The organism is Streptomyces rimosus subsp. rimosus, assembly GCF_000720725.1.
Classification (GTDB): domain Bacteria; phylum Actinomycetota; class Actinomycetes; order Streptomycetales; family Streptomycetaceae; genus Streptomyces; species Streptomyces rimosus_A.
The window spans coordinates 1-17,213 of the sequence record NZ_JOCQ01000146.1; the positions used below are offsets into that span (position 1 = coordinate 1).

The 17,213-nt window shown below is 73.2% G+C and carries 10 protein-coding genes; 5 read left to right on the forward strand and 5 right to left on the reverse strand.

Features of this window, described 5'->3' with window-relative positions; genetic code table 11:
* Positions 1-184 precede the first annotated feature (184 nt).
* The gene (locus tag IH45_RS0139600; protein WP_234440854.1) at positions 185-2,395 is read left to right on the forward strand and encodes a PIG-L family deacetylase; all 2,211 of its coding nucleotides are present in this window, start codon (positions 185-187) and stop codon (positions 2,393-2,395) included.
* Here the strand turns inward: IH45_RS0139600 and IH45_RS0139605 are convergent.
* The 3 genes from IH45_RS0139605 to IH45_RS0139615 form a co-directional block, all read right to left on the reverse strand.
* Complete coding sequence (locus IH45_RS0139605; RefSeq protein WP_078898009.1) at positions 2,365-2,934, reverse strand: GtrA family protein; 570 nt, start codon at positions 2,932-2,934, stop codon at positions 2,365-2,367. The two genes, IH45_RS0139600 and IH45_RS0139605, sit on opposite strands and share 31 nt — an antisense overlap.
* On the reverse strand, positions 2,931-3,902 hold the full coding sequence (locus IH45_RS0139610; protein WP_030680821.1) for a glycosyltransferase family 2 protein: 972 nt from the start codon (positions 3,900-3,902) through the stop codon (positions 2,931-2,933). The genes IH45_RS0139605 and IH45_RS0139610 overlap by 4 nt, the downstream gene beginning before the upstream one ends.
* Positions 3,903-3,990: 88 nt before the next feature.
* Entirely contained in the window at positions 3,991-6,837 is a 2,847-nt protein-coding gene (locus IH45_RS0139615) for a YfhO family protein (protein ID WP_234440855.1), read from the reverse strand.
* A gap of 247 nt (positions 6,838-7,084) precedes the next feature.
* On the opposite strand from IH45_RS0139615, the gene IH45_RS0139620 reads away from it, so the two are divergent.
* The 3 genes from IH45_RS0139620 to IH45_RS0139630 all read left to right on the forward strand — a co-directional run bounded on the left by IH45_RS0139620 (position 7,085) and on the right by IH45_RS0139630 (position 12,323).
* On the forward strand, positions 7,085-10,063 hold the full coding sequence (locus tag IH45_RS0139620) for a bifunctional glycosyltransferase/CDP-glycerol:glycerophosphate glycerophosphotransferase (protein ID WP_234440856.1): 2,979 nt from the start codon (positions 7,085-7,087) through the stop codon (positions 10,061-10,063).
* On the forward strand, positions 10,050-11,204 hold the full coding sequence (locus tag IH45_RS0139625; RefSeq protein WP_030680830.1) for a glycosyltransferase family 4 protein: 1,155 nt from the start codon (positions 10,050-10,052) through the stop codon (positions 11,202-11,204). The genes IH45_RS0139620 and IH45_RS0139625 overlap by 14 nt, the downstream gene beginning before the upstream one ends.
* Before the next feature lie 66 nt (positions 11,205-11,270).
* Positions 11,271-12,323, forward strand: coding sequence for a glycosyltransferase family 2 protein (locus IH45_RS0139630; protein ID WP_030680832.1), 1,053 nt, complete (start codon positions 11,271-11,273; stop codon positions 12,321-12,323).
* 51 nt (positions 12,324-12,374) lie between these two features.
* Here the strand turns inward: IH45_RS0139630 and galE are convergent, their stop codons facing one another.
* Together galE and IH45_RS0139640 are read right to left on the reverse strand one after the other, a co-directional pair.
* On the reverse strand, positions 12,375-13,352 hold the full coding sequence (gene galE, locus IH45_RS0139635; RefSeq protein ID WP_030680834.1) for a UDP-glucose 4-epimerase GalE: 978 nt from the start codon (positions 13,350-13,352) through the stop codon (positions 12,375-12,377).
* A 176-nt stretch (positions 13,353-13,528) separates the two neighbouring features.
* On the reverse strand, positions 13,529-15,175 hold the full coding sequence (locus tag IH45_RS0139640; protein WP_050515515.1) for a glycosyltransferase family 2 protein: 1,647 nt from the start codon (positions 15,173-15,175) through the stop codon (positions 13,529-13,531).
* A 346-nt stretch (positions 15,176-15,521) separates the two neighbouring features.
* Between IH45_RS0139640 and IH45_RS1000000150730 the strand changes: the two genes are divergently transcribed.
* Positions 15,522-17,213: bifunctional glycosyltransferase/CDP-glycerol:glycerophosphate glycerophosphotransferase (locus IH45_RS1000000150730; RefSeq protein ID WP_030680838.1), on the forward strand; the 1,692-nt coding region annotated here is incomplete at its 3' end.

Below are 17,213 nucleotides of genomic sequence, written 5' to 3' on the forward strand. Positions count from 1 at the left end.
CCCCAACGCCCCCGCCGCACCACCCCCAAATGCCCCACCCTCCGCATGCACCCCCACCCCGCAACCGAATACTGAAGGAACGCACCTAAGGAGGCGCCTCATCCTGTTGTGAGCGGATCTGGTGCGTCTTGGGTGCTGGAGGGCGCCATGGAGGAGCAGCGCTGTGCCGATGCATTCGCCCCGTATGTCCCGACGGCGTCTGCTCCAGGTGGCCGGTGGGGGAGCGGCCGCGGTCACGGCCGGGGCCGGGATGTGGGCCTGGCTCGGGCCGGGTGCGCCGTTGTCCCAGGTCGCCGCTCCGGCGCTGGAGCGGGAGGCCGCCGCGTCCGGTGCGGAGCAGGCGTACCTGCACGTCATCGCGCACGCCGACGATTCGCTGTACTTCATGAACCCGGCCCTGGAGCAGTCGGTGCGCAGTGGCGCCCGCTCGGTGACGGTGTGCCTGACCGGCGGTGAGTCGGACGGCCGGAACACCGCCGAGCACGGGCGCGGGAACCGGCTGCCGCCGCGCGACCGCGCCGCCTTCGCGCGGGCCCGTACCAACGGACTGCGGGCCGCGCACGCGGTCATGGCCACCGGCGACCCGCTCAGCCCCTGGGATGTGGAGGCCGTCTCCCTCCTGCCCGGCTTCCAGGCCGAGGTGCAGACCCTGCGGGCCGCACCGCACAACCAGCTCTTCTTCCTGGAGCTGGTCGAGGCGCGGACCGTCTCCGAGCCCCGCGCGCACAGCCTGCGCGGCCTGTGGCTGGGCGTCACCGACACGCTGTCCACGCTGCGTCCCGAGGGCACCCCCGTACAGCGCACCTTCGAGTACACCCGCGAGCAGGTCGTCGAGTCGCTGGTCGCGCTCCTGGAGCGGGTCCGGCCCACCGTGGTCCGCACCCTCGACCCGAACGCGGTGCATGCCCCGCATCCGGCGCCGCGCACCGACGACCCCAGACTGCGCGGGCTCTTCTACTACGACCACCAGGACCACACGGCTTCGGCGTACTTCGCGCAGGCGGCGCTCGCGGGCTACTGGGGGCGCGAGCACAACCGCCCCACCGTGGTGGAGAGCTATCTCGGATACGAGGCGGACGCGCTGCCCAACAACCTCGACCCGCAGGCCGCCCGGCGCAAGGGCCGGCTCCTGTCCGTCTACGGCTGGGCCGACGGCCGGGACTGCGGTGACCGGTCGGGCTGCGGCGACCGCAAGGTGGGCGGTTCGGCGCTGGACGGCTGGTCCCGCAACTGGACCCGCAGCACCCGGCTCCGCGCCCCCGGCTCCAACAGCTGGCTGCGGCCCCTCAAAGACGGCCGGCTCGCGGCCTTCGCGGTCCTGGACGGCACCGCGGTGTGCTGGGCCGAGACCGCGCCGGGCAACGGTAGGTTCAGCGGCCCGCACCCGCTCGGCGGCCGCATGTTCCAGGGCCAGCTGCACGCCGTCAGCCACCCCGGCGGCGCCCTCCAGCTCTTCGCCTCCCGTACGGTCCTGCCCGCCCGCAACCAGGCGCACCGGCGCGAGCTGCTGACCGCCCTCCAGAACGGCACGGCCCGCGACGGCGTGCCGACCTTCGGCACGTGGGAGTCACTGGGCGTCCCGGACGCCGCGCCGGTCAGGTCACTGGAGACGGGTTTCCCGGCCGCCGCCGTCGACCAGGAGGGCACGGTGCACGTCTTCGCCCGCGACTGGCAGGGCGGCATCGGCTACCGCAGCGGCGCGCGCGGCACGGACTGGTCCCTGTGGCGGCGGCTGGCGCCGCCTACCGGCTCCGGCGGCATGGCGGGCCGGGTGCCGGGCATCGTGGACGGGCTGGACGCGTGTGTGGACTCCGAGGGGCTGGTGCACGTCGCGGCGCCGGGCGACAAAGAGGTGTACCACTGGATCTCCAAGGAGCCGGGCGAGCTGCCCGAGCCCACCGGGGGCACCAATCTGCCCGAACCCGCCGGGCCGCTGAGCCTGGTCCCGCTGGGCGACGGCACGGTGCGCCTGGCCTACCGGCAGAGCGGCACCGCGCGGGTCCTGCTCGCCGAGCGGCAGGAATCCGCGTCCTGGCGGCTTGCGGCCCGGTACGAGCCGGTCGGCGGGTACGGGCGGGTGGCCGCGGCGGCTGTCGGCAAGCCCGCGCGGACGGTCGTGCTCGCGGCCCGGGACAGTGCGGGCCTGCTGCGGTACGCGGTCGGCGAGGCCGGCCAGGGCGGGCCGGGACGCTGGCAGACCGGGAAGGTTCCGCATTCGGGTGCGGCGGCCGTCGGACAGGACCCCGACGGGCGCGCCGTCCTGGCCGTCCTCGGCAACGACGCGCGGCTGCACACGGTGCGGCAGCGGGACGCCGGCGCGGACGGCCCGTTCCAGAAGTGGACGGTCCAGCAGCCGAGGCGGGGTCAGACCGGCCCACCGGACCGCACCGGCTGAGCTCCGTCCCCCGTACGGCCGTCGTCCTCGCCGGTACGAGGAGCCCCGTCCCCCGTACGGCCATTCCTCGTACGGCCGTCCCCCGTACCCCCCACGGATACCGGCGCCCGCCCCGGCACCAGAATGCGCGTCGAGACCAGATAGGTGAACGGGATCGCCAGCACCGCCGCGAGCAGCGGCGCGATGCGGGTGCCCAGGCCGCACCAGTTCACCAGCACCACCAGGCCCGCGCTCTGCACCACGTAGTTGGTGACCTGGGTCAGCGGAAAGAGCAGGAACTTCTTCCAGGTGGGGCGGGTGCGGTAGGTGAAGTAGGTGTTCAGGAAGAACGAGCCCACCATGCTGAGGACGAACGCGATCGTGTAGGCGGCGAAGTACGGCAGCCAGGGGTGGAGGGCCAGGTAGCACCCGTAGAACGTGAGGGTGTTGACGCCGCCGACGACGGCGAACCGCAGCAGCCGCGCCAGCCGCGCCAGCCGCGCCAGCCGCGCCAGCCGCGCCAGCCGCGCCGGCCGCGCCACTCGGGGGAGACGCCTCATCGGCGGACCCGGCCCGCCACCCGGGCCGTCGGGGTGTGGGCGGGCGTCGTCCCGTTGGTCTCCTTGACCAGGAAGTGCGGGCGGCGCTTCGTCTCGTAGTAGATGCGGCCGATGTACTCGCCGATCAGGCCGAGCATCACCATCTGGAGGCCGCCCAGGCCCACGATGATCGCCACCAGGGTGACGTAACCGGGCGCGGTGATGCCGCCGACGACCGCCGCGCCGATGATCCACAGGGCATACGCGGCGGCCAGCGCGGCCAGGCTCAGGCCCGTGTAGATCGCCACCCGCAGCGGGCGGCTGTTGAAGGAGATCATGCCGTCGATGCCGTAGTTGACCAGTGAGCCGAAGCACCACTTGGTCGTGCCGCCCTCACGCCGGGCGTTGCGGTAGTCGAAGGTGACGGTGTCGAACCCGATCCAGGAGAACAGCCCCTTGGAGAAGCGGTTGTACTCGGGCAGCGAGACCAGCGCGTCCACGGCGGGGCGCGACAGCAGCCGGAAATCGCCGACGCCGTCGGTCAGCTCCACGTCCACCCATTTGTTGACCGCCCGGTAGTACAGCCGGCTGCACACGCTGCGCAGCGGCGCATCGCCGTCCCGGCTGCGCTTGGCGATGACCTGGTCGTGGCCGAGCTGGTAGAGGTCGAGCATCTTCTCGATCAGCCGGGGCGGGTGCTGGAGGTCGGCGTCCATGAGGATGACGGCGTCGCCGGTGGCCTCCTTCAGGCCCGCGAGCATCGCGGACTCCTTGCCGAAGTTCCGGCTGAAGGAGAGGTAGCGGGTGGTGTGGCGGTGCTGCTGGGCGAGGGTGCGTATCCGGTGCAGCGTGCCGTCCGAGCTGCCGTCGTCCACGTAACACAGCTCGTACTCGACGGCGAGTTCTCCGAGCACCTGGCGGATCTCCTCGTCGAAGCGGCCGATGACTTCCTCTTCGTTGTAACAGGGCACGACGACCGAGAGCTTCATGAAGGGGCCCTTTCGCCGGGGCGGGGCGGAGCGCGGCGTGGTGAGACCACCACGCCCCAAGCAGCAATTCTACTAATGAGATGAGATGTCACGATTTGGGCGAAGGGGCCGAGTGGGATGCCCGGCCCCGGCCCCAGCCCTGACCCCGGCCCCACCTCTGGCCTTTGTCCCGCCTCCGGCCTTGGTCCCGGTCCCACCGCCGACGCCCCCGTACGCCACCCGTGACAGCCACCGCGGCCAGCACCAGCAAGGCGCCGCCGCTCGCCGCCAGCCCCGGCAGCAGTCCCGGCGTGCGGTACGAGCAGTCCAGCCGGGAGGCGCCCGCCCCCAGCGGCACGGCGATCAGGCCGCCGAACGTGCGCGGGGCGCGGGCCGTACCGCCGTCCACCCGGCAGCTCCAGCCGGAGACGGCCGGTACGGCCAGGACGGCCGTGCCGGTGCTGTGCGCGGGCAACTCGGCCGACAGCGCGTGCCCGCTCGCCGAGAGACGTGCCGGAGCCTGTGCGCGCAGCTTCGCCACGGCGGCGGCGAGCTTCTTCGGGGCCAGGCAGCCGAGCGGGTGTTCCGGGACGCGCTGGGCCTTCGGGTTGCTGAAGGACACCGTCAGCCGCCCGTCGGCGGGGACCCTGCCCAGTCCCCTGATCGGGTTGGCGGTCGTCTCCCGGCTGCCGAACCCGGGGGAGGTATGGCCGTCCGCCTGCACCTTGCCGTGGTACCAGGGCGCGTACCAGAAGACGTCCGACCCGGGAGCGCACCGGACCGTGAAGACGGCGGCCCCGCCCCGGCGGGTTGCAGGCAGCCGCCACTCGCCGTCCACCAGACGCGGCACCGGACGCACGGACCCGGCGGACGGGTCGGGAAGGCGCGGGCCGGGACCGTACGGGGGGCCTGGAACGTACGGGCTGGAAAGGTAAGGGGAGCCAGGAACGTACGGGCCGAGCCCCACCGAGTGCCCTCCCGCCGCCGGCCCGCCCCCGCCGCCCCCGTCACCCGTCAGGCGCAGCGTCGGCACCTCGTACACGCGCGCGCCCAGCAGCCGCTCCTGGCGGGCGAAGACCGTGCTGCCGCCGACCCGCGGATCGTCGCGCACGTCGATGCCCCGCGCGGCCGCCCCGCGCCGCTGCTGGTCGAGGTCGTCCGCTTTCAGGCCGGGCCGTACGGTCAGCAGCGGCGCGGCGGCGGCTCGCCCTACGTCGACCGGACCCGCCTGCGGGCCTGTCTGATAGCTGCTCACGGCCATGATGGCGCGGCTTACGGGGTCTTCGAGGCTGCGTGTGTGACGGCCCTGGATGTACCAGCCGCCGCCCAGCTCGCGCAGCGTGCGCGCGGTGCTCTCCGGCAGGTAGCTGCTGTAGTACGCGCCGCCCTCGCCGCCCAGCAGCAGCGGGTCGTTGTTGGCGAACTCGTGCGGCCCGGGGTCGGTGCGGGAGCGCGGCCAGTCCGCGCGCTGCTGGATGCCCCGGTGCGCGGCGAGGGCCTGCTCGTTCAGAGTGATCTTCGGGCCCCACCATTCGATCTTGTCCCGGGCGGCCGTGACGGCGAACGCCGCGTACGCCGACCCGAAGAAGACCGCGCAGGTCAGCACGGTGGCGACGGTGGTCCGTACGGCGTGATCGGTCCGCCGCCGCGCGAGCGCCACCAACACCCCCAGCACCACCGTCCCGCCCCCCGCCACCAGCACCCAGGTGGCCGGGCCGACCGCGCTGCGCCCGTGGCACAGCGCGGCGAGCAGGGCCACCAGTACCGCGCCGGCCGCCAGCTCGCGCGGCCGCGGCCGGTGTGCCAGCGCCAGCCAGGAGATGATCACGAGCAGCGCGCTGAGGACGAAGGAGGCGCGGTACGGGCTGCCGTTGGGGACGGCCAGTCCGTGCCAGAGGAGCAGCGTCGGTTTCCAGACGAAGGAGACCGCGACGCAGGCGGCCAGCGCGTACCAGGCGACGCGGACCCGTACCGGAACGGCGCGGACGAACGGGAAGGCCGCCACCAGCAGCAGGCCCAGCATCCCGATGAACAGGTGCGGCGCGGGCACCGAGCCGCGCCCGCCGGGCAGCAGCTCCGCGAGGACGTCCAGCGTCGGCGGGCGGCCCCGGTAGACGGCCTCCGGGGCGGGCCGGGACGCCTTGCTGGCCTTGAGGGTGACGGTGATGGCGGGGGCTGCCAGGAGGATGCCGGTCAGTGCCATGGCGGCGGCCCGGGCCAGGGCGCGCAGCCGGTGCCGTACGGGCAGGTCCGTGGCGAGCAGCAGGCGTACGGCCAGCACCAGCGCCATGGCGAGGGTGGCCATCGCCGCGGTGTAGAAGTTCCCGGCCCAGGCCACGCCGACCAGCAGGGTGCCGGCCGGCCAGCGGCGACGGCGCAGGCACCAGTCGGCGGCGATGCCGGTCAGCGGCAGCGAGACCAGGCCCCACATCCACATCGGGTCGGCGGTGCCGTCGCTCACCACCCAGGCGCAGGTGCCGTACCCCACCGCGAGCAGCGCGCGCAGCCAGGCCGAGCCGGGGTGCAGCCGTCCGAGGAAGACGGTCATCAGCGCCGTCCCGAGTCCGATGCAGCCCAGCGTGACGAGGAAGACCGGCAGCTCGGCCAGCTCGCGCGGGAACAGCCCGACGAGCCAGGAGAACGGATTCATCAGATAGGTGAGGAAGTCGGCGAGGAAGGGGACGCCGTAGCCGCTGTTCCAGTTGAACGCCAGGTCACCGGTGGTGGCGCCGTGCATCAGGTCCCACAGGTGGAAGTGGAAGGGGACGAACTGGTTTCCGAGGTCATTGACGGCACGGGAGCGGGTACCGAACGGATAGCTGCCGAGCATCGTCATACCGAGGCAATAGGCGCCCATGGCCAGCAATGCCGCGAAAGGCGGCGCGAACCGGGGTGCGGTCAGCGTCTTGAAGGTCACTTTCACGGGGCGCCGCGCTTCCCTGTCCACCTGCGTCATGAACGAGTAGATGCCGCTTTCGGGCGATGGATTTGCCGTGTCGGGAATGTCGTGACCCGGTTCCCGATGCGGGTGATCGTCCCCGGGTCGAGAGTCCTACGGTAAGCCAAATGTCCGCAATAATGCGGTTTGACAAGAGGAAGGCCCGGCGGCGAACGTGCGCTCGTGCGCCGGTCGGCGGCGTGCCGGGCGGGTCGCGGACCGATGTAGTTTTGGGGTCCCGCAGCGCTATGAAAAGAGGATTGGGGTGCCCGTGCCTGACGTCTCCGTAGTCGTGATCGTCTACAACGACGCCGACCGGCTACCGACGGCCGTCCGGTCCGTACTGGACCAGACGCTCCACGGAGTCGAAGTACTGATCGTCGACGACTGCAGCACGGACAGATCCTTCGAGGTGGCCCGGCAGCTCGCCGCCGCCGACCCGGACCGGGTGCGGGCCCTCCAGCTGCCGCAGAACAGCGGCGGCTGCGGCGCACCCCGCAACCACGGCGTCCAGCACGCGACCGGCTCGTACGTCATGTTCCTGGACAGCGACGACGTCCTGGAGCCGAACGCCTGCCGCAACATGCTGGAGGCGGCCGAGCGGACCGGCGCCGACCTGGTCTCCGGTATGTGCGTACGGGTCAACGTCGACTCGCGCCACCACAAGCAGACCGAGTGGTACCCCTGGCTGTACTCCCGCACCCGCACCATCGAGTCCATCTCCGAGCTGCCCGACCTGCTGGTCTTCGACACGCTCTCGACGAACAAGTGCTACCGGCGCGAGTTCCTGCTGGAGTCCGGGCTGGTCTTCCCGGTCGGCATCCACTACGAGGACCTGCTCTTCTCGGCCCAGGCGTACGTGGCCGCCAAGCGCATCACGCTGATCCCCAACCACGTCTACTTCTGGAACGTCTTCGAGAAGGCGGCCACGAAGTCGATCAGCAACCGGCGCCACGAGATCGCCAACTTCGCGCACCGCATGGAGATCCACCGCCGGGTGGACGAACTGCTGGAGCGCGAGGGCCTGGCCGACCTGAAGTTCCACAAGGACGTCAAGTTCCTCAAGCACGACCTCGTGCTGCATCTGCGTGATCTTCCGCTGCTGGACGAGGCGTACCGCCGCGAGTTCGCGGCGATGGCCAACGGCTACCTCGCCGGCATCTCCCCCGAGGCGTACGAGCGGGTCCAGCCCATCCAGGCCATCTGCGCCTACCTCCTGGCCCAGGAGGACTGGCACAACCTGATGCCCGCGGTGGACACCCTGATCAACCGCGACAAGCTCTCCTCCCCGCTCGCCGAGCGCGACGGCCGCATCTACTGGTGCGCCGAGCACCTCGACGACCCCGAGGGCCGCCGGGTGCTGGACGTCACCGACGCCGGCTACCACACCCGCTCGGTCGGCAAGCTGTTCCTGCGCAACCAGCTCACCTCCTACGAGGACGACGGGCGCGGCACGGTCAGGCTGGCCGGCACGGTCGTCAACCCGCTCGGCAAGGTCACCCCCGGCACCCCGCTGCGCGGCCGGCTGGAGCTCAAGGCCCGCCGCAAGAGCCTCCAGGCGTTCTCCTTCCCGCTGACCTCGCTGCGCATCGCGGAGGACGGCCTGCACTGGGACGCCGAACTGGACCTGGCCCGCCGGCTGCGCCCGCTGGGCGTCATCGACGCCGTCTGGGACGTCCGGCTGATCCTGGACGTGGACGGCGCCACCACCCGCACCCGCCTGACCGTCGGCGGCGTCGACCTGGACAGCGCCCACGCGCTGCGGGTGCGCCCCCGGCTCACCCGGCTGGTCTCCGACCGCGTCGAGCCCGCCACCTCCAAGCGCGGCCACCTCACCTTCGTCCTGGACGCCCAGGGCAAGGCGGCCAGGCGCACCAACGAGGTGCTGCGGCAGGCGCTGCGCAGCCCCGCCGCCGACCTCGCCAAGAACGGCGTGCGCAAGGCCCGCAAGGCCAAGCGCGACCTGACCTCCGGCGAGACCAAACTGCGCGTCTACCACGAGGTGTTCAGCAAGCTGCCGGTCCACAAGGGGCTCGTCGTCTTCGAGAGCCACCTCGGCAAGCAGTACAGCGACAGCCCCCGCGCCATCTACGAGGAGATGCGCCGCCAGGGCGTCGACTTCGAGGCGGTGTGGGCCTACGACGGCAAGAAGCCGGACGGCTTCCCCAAGGACGCCACCCTCGTCAAGCGCTGGAGCTGGCAGTACCTGCGCGCCCTCGCCCAGGCCGAGTTCTGGATCGACAACCAGGGCTTCCCGCTGCGCCTGCACAAGCGCCCGGAGACCACCTACATCCAGACCTGGCACGGCTCCGCGCTCAAGCGCATGGGCTTCGACGAGCCGAGCCTGAAGCTCAAGTCGCGTGCCGCCAAGGAGGAGTTCCAGAAGGTCCTGGACCGCTTCGACCACTTCCTGGTCCGCTCCGAGCACGACGTACGGACCCTGGCCCGCGCCTTCCGCCTGCGCGACGAGGTGCTGCTGCGCACCGGCTACCCGCGCAACGATGCGCTGGCCGCCACGCGCCGGGCGGAGGAGTCGAGCGGCGTGCGCGAACGCGGCCCGCTCGCCGAGGAGCTGGGCATCGGCGCCGACAAGACCGTGCTGCTGTACGCGCCGACCTTCCGCGCCAACCCCAACGGCTCGGTCCGCGGCTTCGAACCGCCCTTCGACGTGGACGAGTTCGCCGAGCGCTTCGGCGACCGCTTCGTGCTGCTGATGCGCTCGCACTACCTGAACAACGTGGTGCTGCCGCCGTCCGTACGCGGCAAGGTCATCGACGTCACCGGGTACCACGACATCACCCCGCTGCTCCAGCTGGCCGACGCGATGATCACGGACTACTCCTCCGTGATGTTCGACTACGCCCTGCTCGACCGGCCGATGCTGTTCTTCGCGTACGACTACGACGAGTACGCCAACGAGGCGCGCGGCACCTACTTCGACCTCAAGGAGAAGGCGCCGGGCCCGGTGCTGGGCACGGCCGAGGAGCTGTTCGAGGCGATCGAGGGCCTGAAGGCCGCGGACGACGGGCACCGCGAGGCCCGGCGCCGCTTCACCGCCGAGTTCGGCGAGTACGACCAGGGCGACGCGGCCCGCGCGATCGTCGAGTGGTTCTTCGGCGGCGCGCCCACGGGCGGCGCGGACCGCGGCACGGTGCCGGGCGGCGCCCTGCCCGGCCCCACCGTCATCACCGGCTCCGCGCCGAGCGGCGCTTCCGTGAAGGGGGAGGCCCATGACCGGGCGTGACATCTTCTTCGTCTCCAACAACGTCGACGAGATGGGCGGGGTGACCACCTGGTCCCACCAGATGGCCCGGCTCTTCGCCGAGCGCGGCCACCGCGTGCACGTCATCGGCGTCGTACCGGCCCCGGAGGACCTGCGCGCCGACCTCGGCGCGGACCTGCCGTACGAGACGACGACGCTGTACGACGTGCACCCGCCCAAGGCCGTACCAGCCGCCCGCGGCATCAAGGGGCGCCTGAACATCGCCGAGCAGCGCCGCCGGGCCGCCCGCCAGGCCGGCATGGAGGAGCAGGCGGCCAAGCTCAGCGCGCTGTTCCGGGCCGCGCGGCCGGGCGGCATGGTCATCGTCACGCAGGTGTGGGCCATGGAGTGGGTGGCGCTCGCGGACACCGCGGGGCTGCCGGTGGTCGGCATGACCCACGAGTCCTTCGAGGCGTGCCGCAAGTCCTCGCGCTTCAACCGGGTCAAGAAGCACTACAAGGGCGTGGACCGGCTGCTCGCCCTCACCCGCGAGGACGCCGACCTGTGGATCCGGCAGGGCATGGACAACGCGGACTTCATGCCCAACCCGCTGCCGGTGACGCCCGAGGTGCCCTCCGACCGCACCGCCAAGGTCGTCGCCAGCATCGGCCGGCTCTCCGACGAGAAGGGCGTCGACCTGCTCCTGGACACCTGGGCCGCGGTCGCGCCGGACCACCCCGACTGGACGCTGCGGATCTACGGTTCCGGTGAGGACGAGGAGATCCTGAAGAAGCAGGCCGACACGCTGGGGCTCGCGGACTCCGTGGAGTTCATGGGCCGCACCGACGACGTGGCGGGCGCGCTGCGCGGCGCCTCCGTCTTCGCCCAGTCCTCCCGGGCCGAGGGCTTCCCGCTCTCGCTCATGGAGGCGATGGCCAGCGGCGTGCCGTGCGCGGCGTTCGACTGTGCTCCCGGCGTCCACGAGATCGTCCGGGACGGCGAGGACGGCCTGCTGGCCGTGGTCGGCAACACCGCCGAACTGGCCCGGCACATCGACGCGCTGATCTCCGACAAGGAGCTGCGCGACCGGCTCGGTACGGCGGCGCGGGAGAACGTACAGCGGTACTCCACCGACCGCATCGTCAAGCGCTGGGAGGACCTCTTCGCCCTGCTGGAGCGCTGAGGTCCGCCGGACCGGCCCCGCCCGCGCGCGGGGCCGGTCCGCACCGGACGACGGAAGAGGCACACCGTGGCAGCAGACCGTCCGCCCGCCTCCGGCGGCCAGGGGCCCGACCCGGTCGTCTCGGTCGTCGTGCCGGTGCACAACACCCGCTGCTACCTGGAACGGAGCCTGGGCTCCGCCTTCGCCCAGAGCCTCGGCCCGGACGCGGTCGAGGTGATCGCGGTGGACGACGGGTCCGACGACGGGAGCGGCGCCTGGCTGGACGAGGCGGCCCGTGCGCACCCGAACCTGACGGTGCTCCACCAGCCGGCCTCCGGCGGTCCCGGCAAGCCCCGCAACGCCGGCATGGACCGCGCCCGCGGCCGCTACCTCTTCTTCCTCGACTCCGACGACCATCTCGGCACCGAAGCGCTGGAACGGCTCACCGCGCTGGCCGACACGTACGGCTCGGACATCGTCTACGGGCGCATAGTCGGCGCCGGCGGTCGCGGCGCCCCCGTCGACCTGCACACCACCAGCCCGCGCGTCACGCCCTTCGACTCGCCCGTCTACTGGACGCTGGCGGCCTACAAGCTCTTCCGCCGCGCCTACGTCCAGGAGCGCGGCCTGCGCTTCGTGGAGGGCCGGCTGAGGGCCGAGGACCTGCCCTTCGGCATCCGGGCCCTGCTCGGCGCGGAGACCGTCTCGGTCCTGGGCGACTACGACTGCTACTACCTCCAGGGCCGCGACGACGACAGCAACGCCAGCCGCCAGGACCTCGACTGGGTCGAGCACCTCGGCTACATCGGCACCGTGCTCGCCGAGGTCGCCGACCTGGTGCCGCCGGGCCCGGACCGCGACACGCTCATGGTCCGCCACTTCCACGGCGAGATCCTGGCCCAGTTCGCCGAGCCCTACCTCGCCCGTGACGCCGCGGGCCGCCGCGCCATGGCGAAGGCCGCCCGCCCCCTGGTCGAGGCCTATCTCACCGACCGTGTGCTGGACGCCCTGCCGCCGGGGCTGCGGCTGCGTGCGCAGTGCCTGCGGAAGGGCGCGGTGGAGGAGCTGACCGAGGCCGTACGGGCGGACACCGGGGGCGAGCCGGACCCGCCGTCGGCCGAGGAGGACGACCGCGCCTGAAACGCCGTACGCCCCCGGCGGAACCGGGGGCGTACGGGCAGGCGTTCCGGATCAGGCGCCCGGGCGGTGGTGCTGCCAGCCCTGCCAGGCCGAGGTGATCATGTCGCGCACGTTGTAGCGGGCCTTCCAGCCCAGCTCACCGGCGATGCGGTCGGCGGCGGCGACGACCCGGGCCGGGTCGCCGGGGCGGCGCGGGGTGACCTCGGGGGTGGCGTCCGGGTGACCGGTGATCTCGTTGATCAGGTCGATCATCTCCTTGACGGAGACGCCCTCGCCGCGGCCGATGTTCAGCGTCAGGTCGCGCACCGGGCCGGGCTCGGCCAGCTTGCGGGCGGCGGCCAGGTGGGCGTCCGCGAGGTCCGCGACGTGGATGTAGTCGCGGATGCAGGTGCCGTCCGGCGTCGGGTAGTCGTCGCCGAAGATCCGCGGCGCCTCGCCGTCGGTGAGCTTCTCGAAGACCATCGGCACGATGTTGAAGACGCCGATGTCGGCCAGCTCGGGCGTGGCGGTGCCGGCCACGTTGAAGTAGCGCAGGCACGCGGTGTTGATGCCGTGCGCCTTGCCCGCGGCGCGCGCCATCCACTCGCCGACCAGCTTGGTCTCGCCGTACGGGTTGATCGGCACGCAGGGGGTGTCCTCGGTGACCAGGTCCACGTCCGGCATGCCGTAGACGGCCGCGGAGGACGAGAAGACGAACTGGCCGACGCCGCCCGCCGCCATGGCCTCCAGCAGCGTCTGCAGGCCGTGCACGTTCTCCCGGTAGTAGTGCAGCGGCATCTCGACGGACTCGCCGACCTGCTTCTTCGCGGCCAGGTGCACGACGCCGGTGATGCCGTGCTCGGCGATCGTCCGGTCCAGCAGCGCGCGGTCCAGGGTGGAGCCCTCCACCAGCGGGACGCCCTCGGGGACCCGGGCGGCCACGCCCGTGGAGAGGTCGTCGAGCACCACGACCCGCTCGCCCGCCTGCGTCATGGCCCGTACGACGTGGGCGCCGATGTAGCCGGCGCCGCCCGTGATCAAGTAAGACATCTCGCCATCCTAAGGTGGTCGTTCTGCGTCGGGTGGGAAAGGAACGGACGCCCGAGGGCGCCGTCCCGGAGGCCGTACGGCGGCTTCCGGCGCGCTGACCGGGGCCGTCCCGGAGCCGCCGCCGCGCCGGGCCCCGCCGCCGTCGGCCGGGCCGCTGTGACACGACTAACGACAGCTCACGCCCTGCGGCTCAGCTTGCGGGCCGCGATGTGCCAGGCCGCGCGCACACCGGACGCCACGCGCAGGGCCAGCGCGCCGCCGGTGGTCGCGTACGGCTGCACCAGCAGCAGACCGTGCCGGCGGCTGGGCAGCGCGTGTCTGCGCAGCCCGGAACCGACGGCGCGCAGCGCGCCCTCCAGGACGGAGCCGTCCGCGCAGCGCACGCGGGCGGTCAGGTCCCATGGCACGGGGGACGCGGCGCCATGGCCATCGGTTCCGAGCAGGGCGCCCAGGTCGAGGGCCGTCCGGGCCGTCCAGACCGTCCCGGCGGAGTCGGGCGTGAGCGTGGCGGCGTGTACGGGGCCGGGACGGCCGTCCGTCCGGCGGCACAGTTCCACCTCGATGGCGGTCGGCCCGGCGGCCTTCACCCGCCCGTACAGGTCGTGCACGCGCAGCCGCAGCGCACAGCTGAGGCCGAGGACCGGCTCGGCGTCGATGGTCACCGGCAGCTCGGCGGCGGGCAGCGCGTCCAGGCCGTCCAGCTCGGCCCCGGGCAGCTCGCGGGACCACACGGGCCGCTCGCCGTCGCGTGCGTACGGCGGCAGCAGGCGGCCGGGGCGGGCGGCGAGCTGGGTCAGCCGGGCCGCGTCCACCGGCGCCTCGCAGGCCAGCAGCACCCGGGCCAGCCAGCGGGCGGGCGCGGCGGCGGCGAGCAGCTCGCTCTCCTCGAAGCCCGCCAGGTACGCGCGGGTCAGCCGCCACCACTCCCGCTGGTAGTCCGCGCTCCGGGTGTGCAGCTCACGGACGTACATCCGCAGGTCGTGGTCGAGGAACTTGGTGCGCGCCGCGTGCGCGAGCCCCTTGTGCCCGGCGTCCGCCAGGATGCGCGCGCTGGTGCGGTGCGCCTCGATACGGGCTTCCCAGTTGGCCACGTCGCGCCGGTCCAGCGAGATCGACTGCTTGGCGGCGGAGCGCCGTACGTGCCAGATGTAGACCTGGTCGGGGACGACCGCGAGGCCCGGCGCGGCGGCCAGCACCCGGGAGGTGAAGACGAAGTCCTCATAGGTGAAGCGGCCGTCGGGGAAGAGGATGCCGTGGTCGAGCAGGAAGGCCCGGTCGTAGAGCTTGTTGACGCACAGGGTGTCGCCGACCAGCTCGGGGTGCCCGTCGAGCGGCGCGTGCACGGCGGCCTCGCGGTAGAGCTCCGGCTGCCAGGGCACCTCGCGCGGTCCCGGCAGCTCGCGGCGTACGCACAGACCGGCCGTCACCGGGGTGCCGTGGCGCAGCGCGGCGCCCAGCAGCGCGTCGACCGCGCCGCCGGGCAGCACGTCGTCGCTGTCCAGGAACATCACGTAGCGGCCGGCGGCGGCCCGCAGCCCGTCGTTGCGGGGCGTGCCGCAGCCGCCGCTGTTGTCCGCGCGGTGGATCACCCGCAGCCGCCCGTGCTCGCGCGCGAGGGCGTCCAGGACCTGCCCCGTACGGTCGGTGGAGGCGTCGTCGACGGCGATCACCTCGGCGACCGCGTCGCCCTGCGCGAGGGCGGAGCGCACCGCCTCGCCGACCAGCGCGGCGTCGTTGAAGGCGATGATGACGATGCTGACCTGGGCCGGGGGCGGGACGGCCGGCCCGGCGGGCTCCGGACGTGGCTGTCGGGCTTGATTCACAGTCACTGCATCTACATTTCGTGTCGGAGTGGTCGGCGTCGGCGGGCTCCCGTTGGCCTCCGTTCTAAGGAGACCGGAACCTGCCCCTACGGTTCCGTGCGCGTTCCTGTTCCGGGCCATCTTGCCGTCCCGCGTACGGCTGCCGGGCGCGGCCCCCCACCACCCGTTTCCGTATGACAACGGACCCGCCCGTACGGGGCATGCGGGTCAACTGGCCGCGCACCGGCAGGAAACGGCCGTACGTCGAACGGGTGAAAGGCGAAATCGACAGCCCGTAGCGACATGATTACACTCTGCGTCCGGCTGCCGCGTACGTCGGTCCGCGCGCCCCGACCTTGGGAGGGCCATGCCCCGGTTCAGCGTCATCGTCCCCGCCCGCGGCGTCCAGGGATATCTGCGCGCCTGCCTGGACTCCGTACTGGAGCAGGACTACCGCGATGTGGAACTGATCGCCGTCGACGACTGCTCGGCGGACGCCACCGGCGCGATCATCGACGAATACGCCCGCCGCGACCCCCGGCTGGTCACCCTGCACCTGCGCCGCCCGAGCGGCGCGGGCCCGTCCCGCAACGCCGGCGCCGCGCTCGCCGGCGGCGACCACCTGCTCTTCCTCGACGGCGACGACACGCTGGCCCCCGGCGCGCTGGCCGCCGCCGACGCGCGGCTGCGGGCGTGCGGCGACCCGGACGTGCTGCTGTGGGACCACGAGCGGATGGACGTGTGGGAGCGCCGGCGGCCCAGCGGCGACGGCGCCCTCCTGCGGGCCGCGGGCGACGCGGTCTTCGACGCCGCGCGGCGGCCCGCCGTGCTCGGCGTGGCGCCCGCCGCGTGGAACCGCGCGGTGCGCCGCGCCCACTGGACCGGCCGCGGCCTCGCCTTCGCCGACGGGCCGTACGAGGACATCCCGTACGCGTACGAGAGCCTGCTCACCGCCCGGCGCGTCGCGGTGCTGGACCGCGTCTGCGTCACCTGGCGCGAGCGGCGGCGGGGCAGCGCCGCCACCACCCCGGGCCCCCATCACCTGGTCGCCGTCGAGCGCTACGAGGAGCTGTTCGCCCGGCTCGACGGGCTGCTGCCGGAGGCGGGCGGGGACGCGGAGCGGGCGGCGGGGGAGGAGGCCGCCGCGGACGGCGGCCGGCTGCCGCTGCCGGCCGTGCTGCACGCCCGTATGACCGAACGGCTGCTGGCGATGCTCGACGACCCCGACCGCATCCTGCCCGCCGACCGCGCCGCCTTCTTCCGCGCCGCGAGCCGCTGCATCCGGCGGCACCGCCCGGCCGGAGCGCCGCTGCCGGCCGCGCTGCGCTCGTACCGCGCCTACCGGTCGCTGCACGGCGCCCGGGACCTGCGGCGGGAGCTGGCCAAGGAGCTGCGGGACCGCGGCGAGGCCGCCGCCCGGACGGCCTCCCGGCGCTACTACGGCCTGCGGCGGCACGCTCCCCTCGACCCCGACCTGGTGCTGTACGGCGCGGGCGGCAACCGCGCGGTGTCCGGCAACCCGTACGCGATCCACCGCAAGGCCCAGGAGATCGCGCCCCAGCTGCACGGTGTCTGGGCCGTCCGCGAAGACGCCCGGGACGCCGTCCCGGCGGGCGCGGACCACGTCACGGTCGGCTCCCGCCGCTACTGGGAGCTGCTGGCCCGCGCCGCCTACCTGGTCACCGACGGCCACTTCCCCGGCGCTGCCCGGCGCCCCGGACAGCTCTGCCTACAGACCCACCGCGGCACCCCGCTGGCGGCGACCGGCCTGGACACCCACCGCCTCCCGGCCGCCGGAACCGGACCGGGCCCCGGCCGCGTCCTGGAGCACGCCGACCGGTGGGACTTCTGCCTGTCGGCCAACCAGTACGCCGGCGAGATCTGGGAGCGCGCCCACCCCAGCGCGTACGAGACGCTGGCCACCGGCTTCCCGCGCAACGACCGGTTCGCCACCGCCACCGCCGCCGACGTGCGCGCGGTGCGGGCCGCGCTCGGCGTCCGGCCCGGCGCGACCGCGGTCCTGTACGCGCCCGCCCGCCGCGGCGAGGCGGGCCACGTC

Coding starts and splice junctions, on each gene's coding strand:
- galE (WP_030680834.1), bottom strand. CDS start 13,352: ATGTCTTACTTGATCACGGGCGGCGCCGGCTACATCGGCGCCCACGTC.
- IH45_RS0139600 (WP_234440854.1), top strand. CDS start 185: ATGTCCCGACGGCGTCTGCTCCAGGTGGCCGGTGGGGGAGCGGCCGCG.
- IH45_RS0139610 (WP_030680821.1), bottom strand. CDS start 3,902: ATGAAGCTCTCGGTCGTCGTGCCCTGTTACAACGAAGAGGAAGTCATC.
- IH45_RS0139615 (WP_234440855.1), bottom strand. CDS start 6,837: ATGACGCAGGTGGACAGGGAAGCGCGGCGCCCCGTGAAAGTGACCTTC.
- IH45_RS0139605 (WP_078898009.1), bottom strand. CDS start 2,934: ATGAGGCGTCTCCCCCGAGTGGCGCGGCCGGCGCGGCTGGCGCGGCTG.
- IH45_RS0139625 (WP_030680830.1), top strand. CDS start 10,050: ATGACCGGGCGTGACATCTTCTTCGTCTCCAACAACGTCGACGAGATG.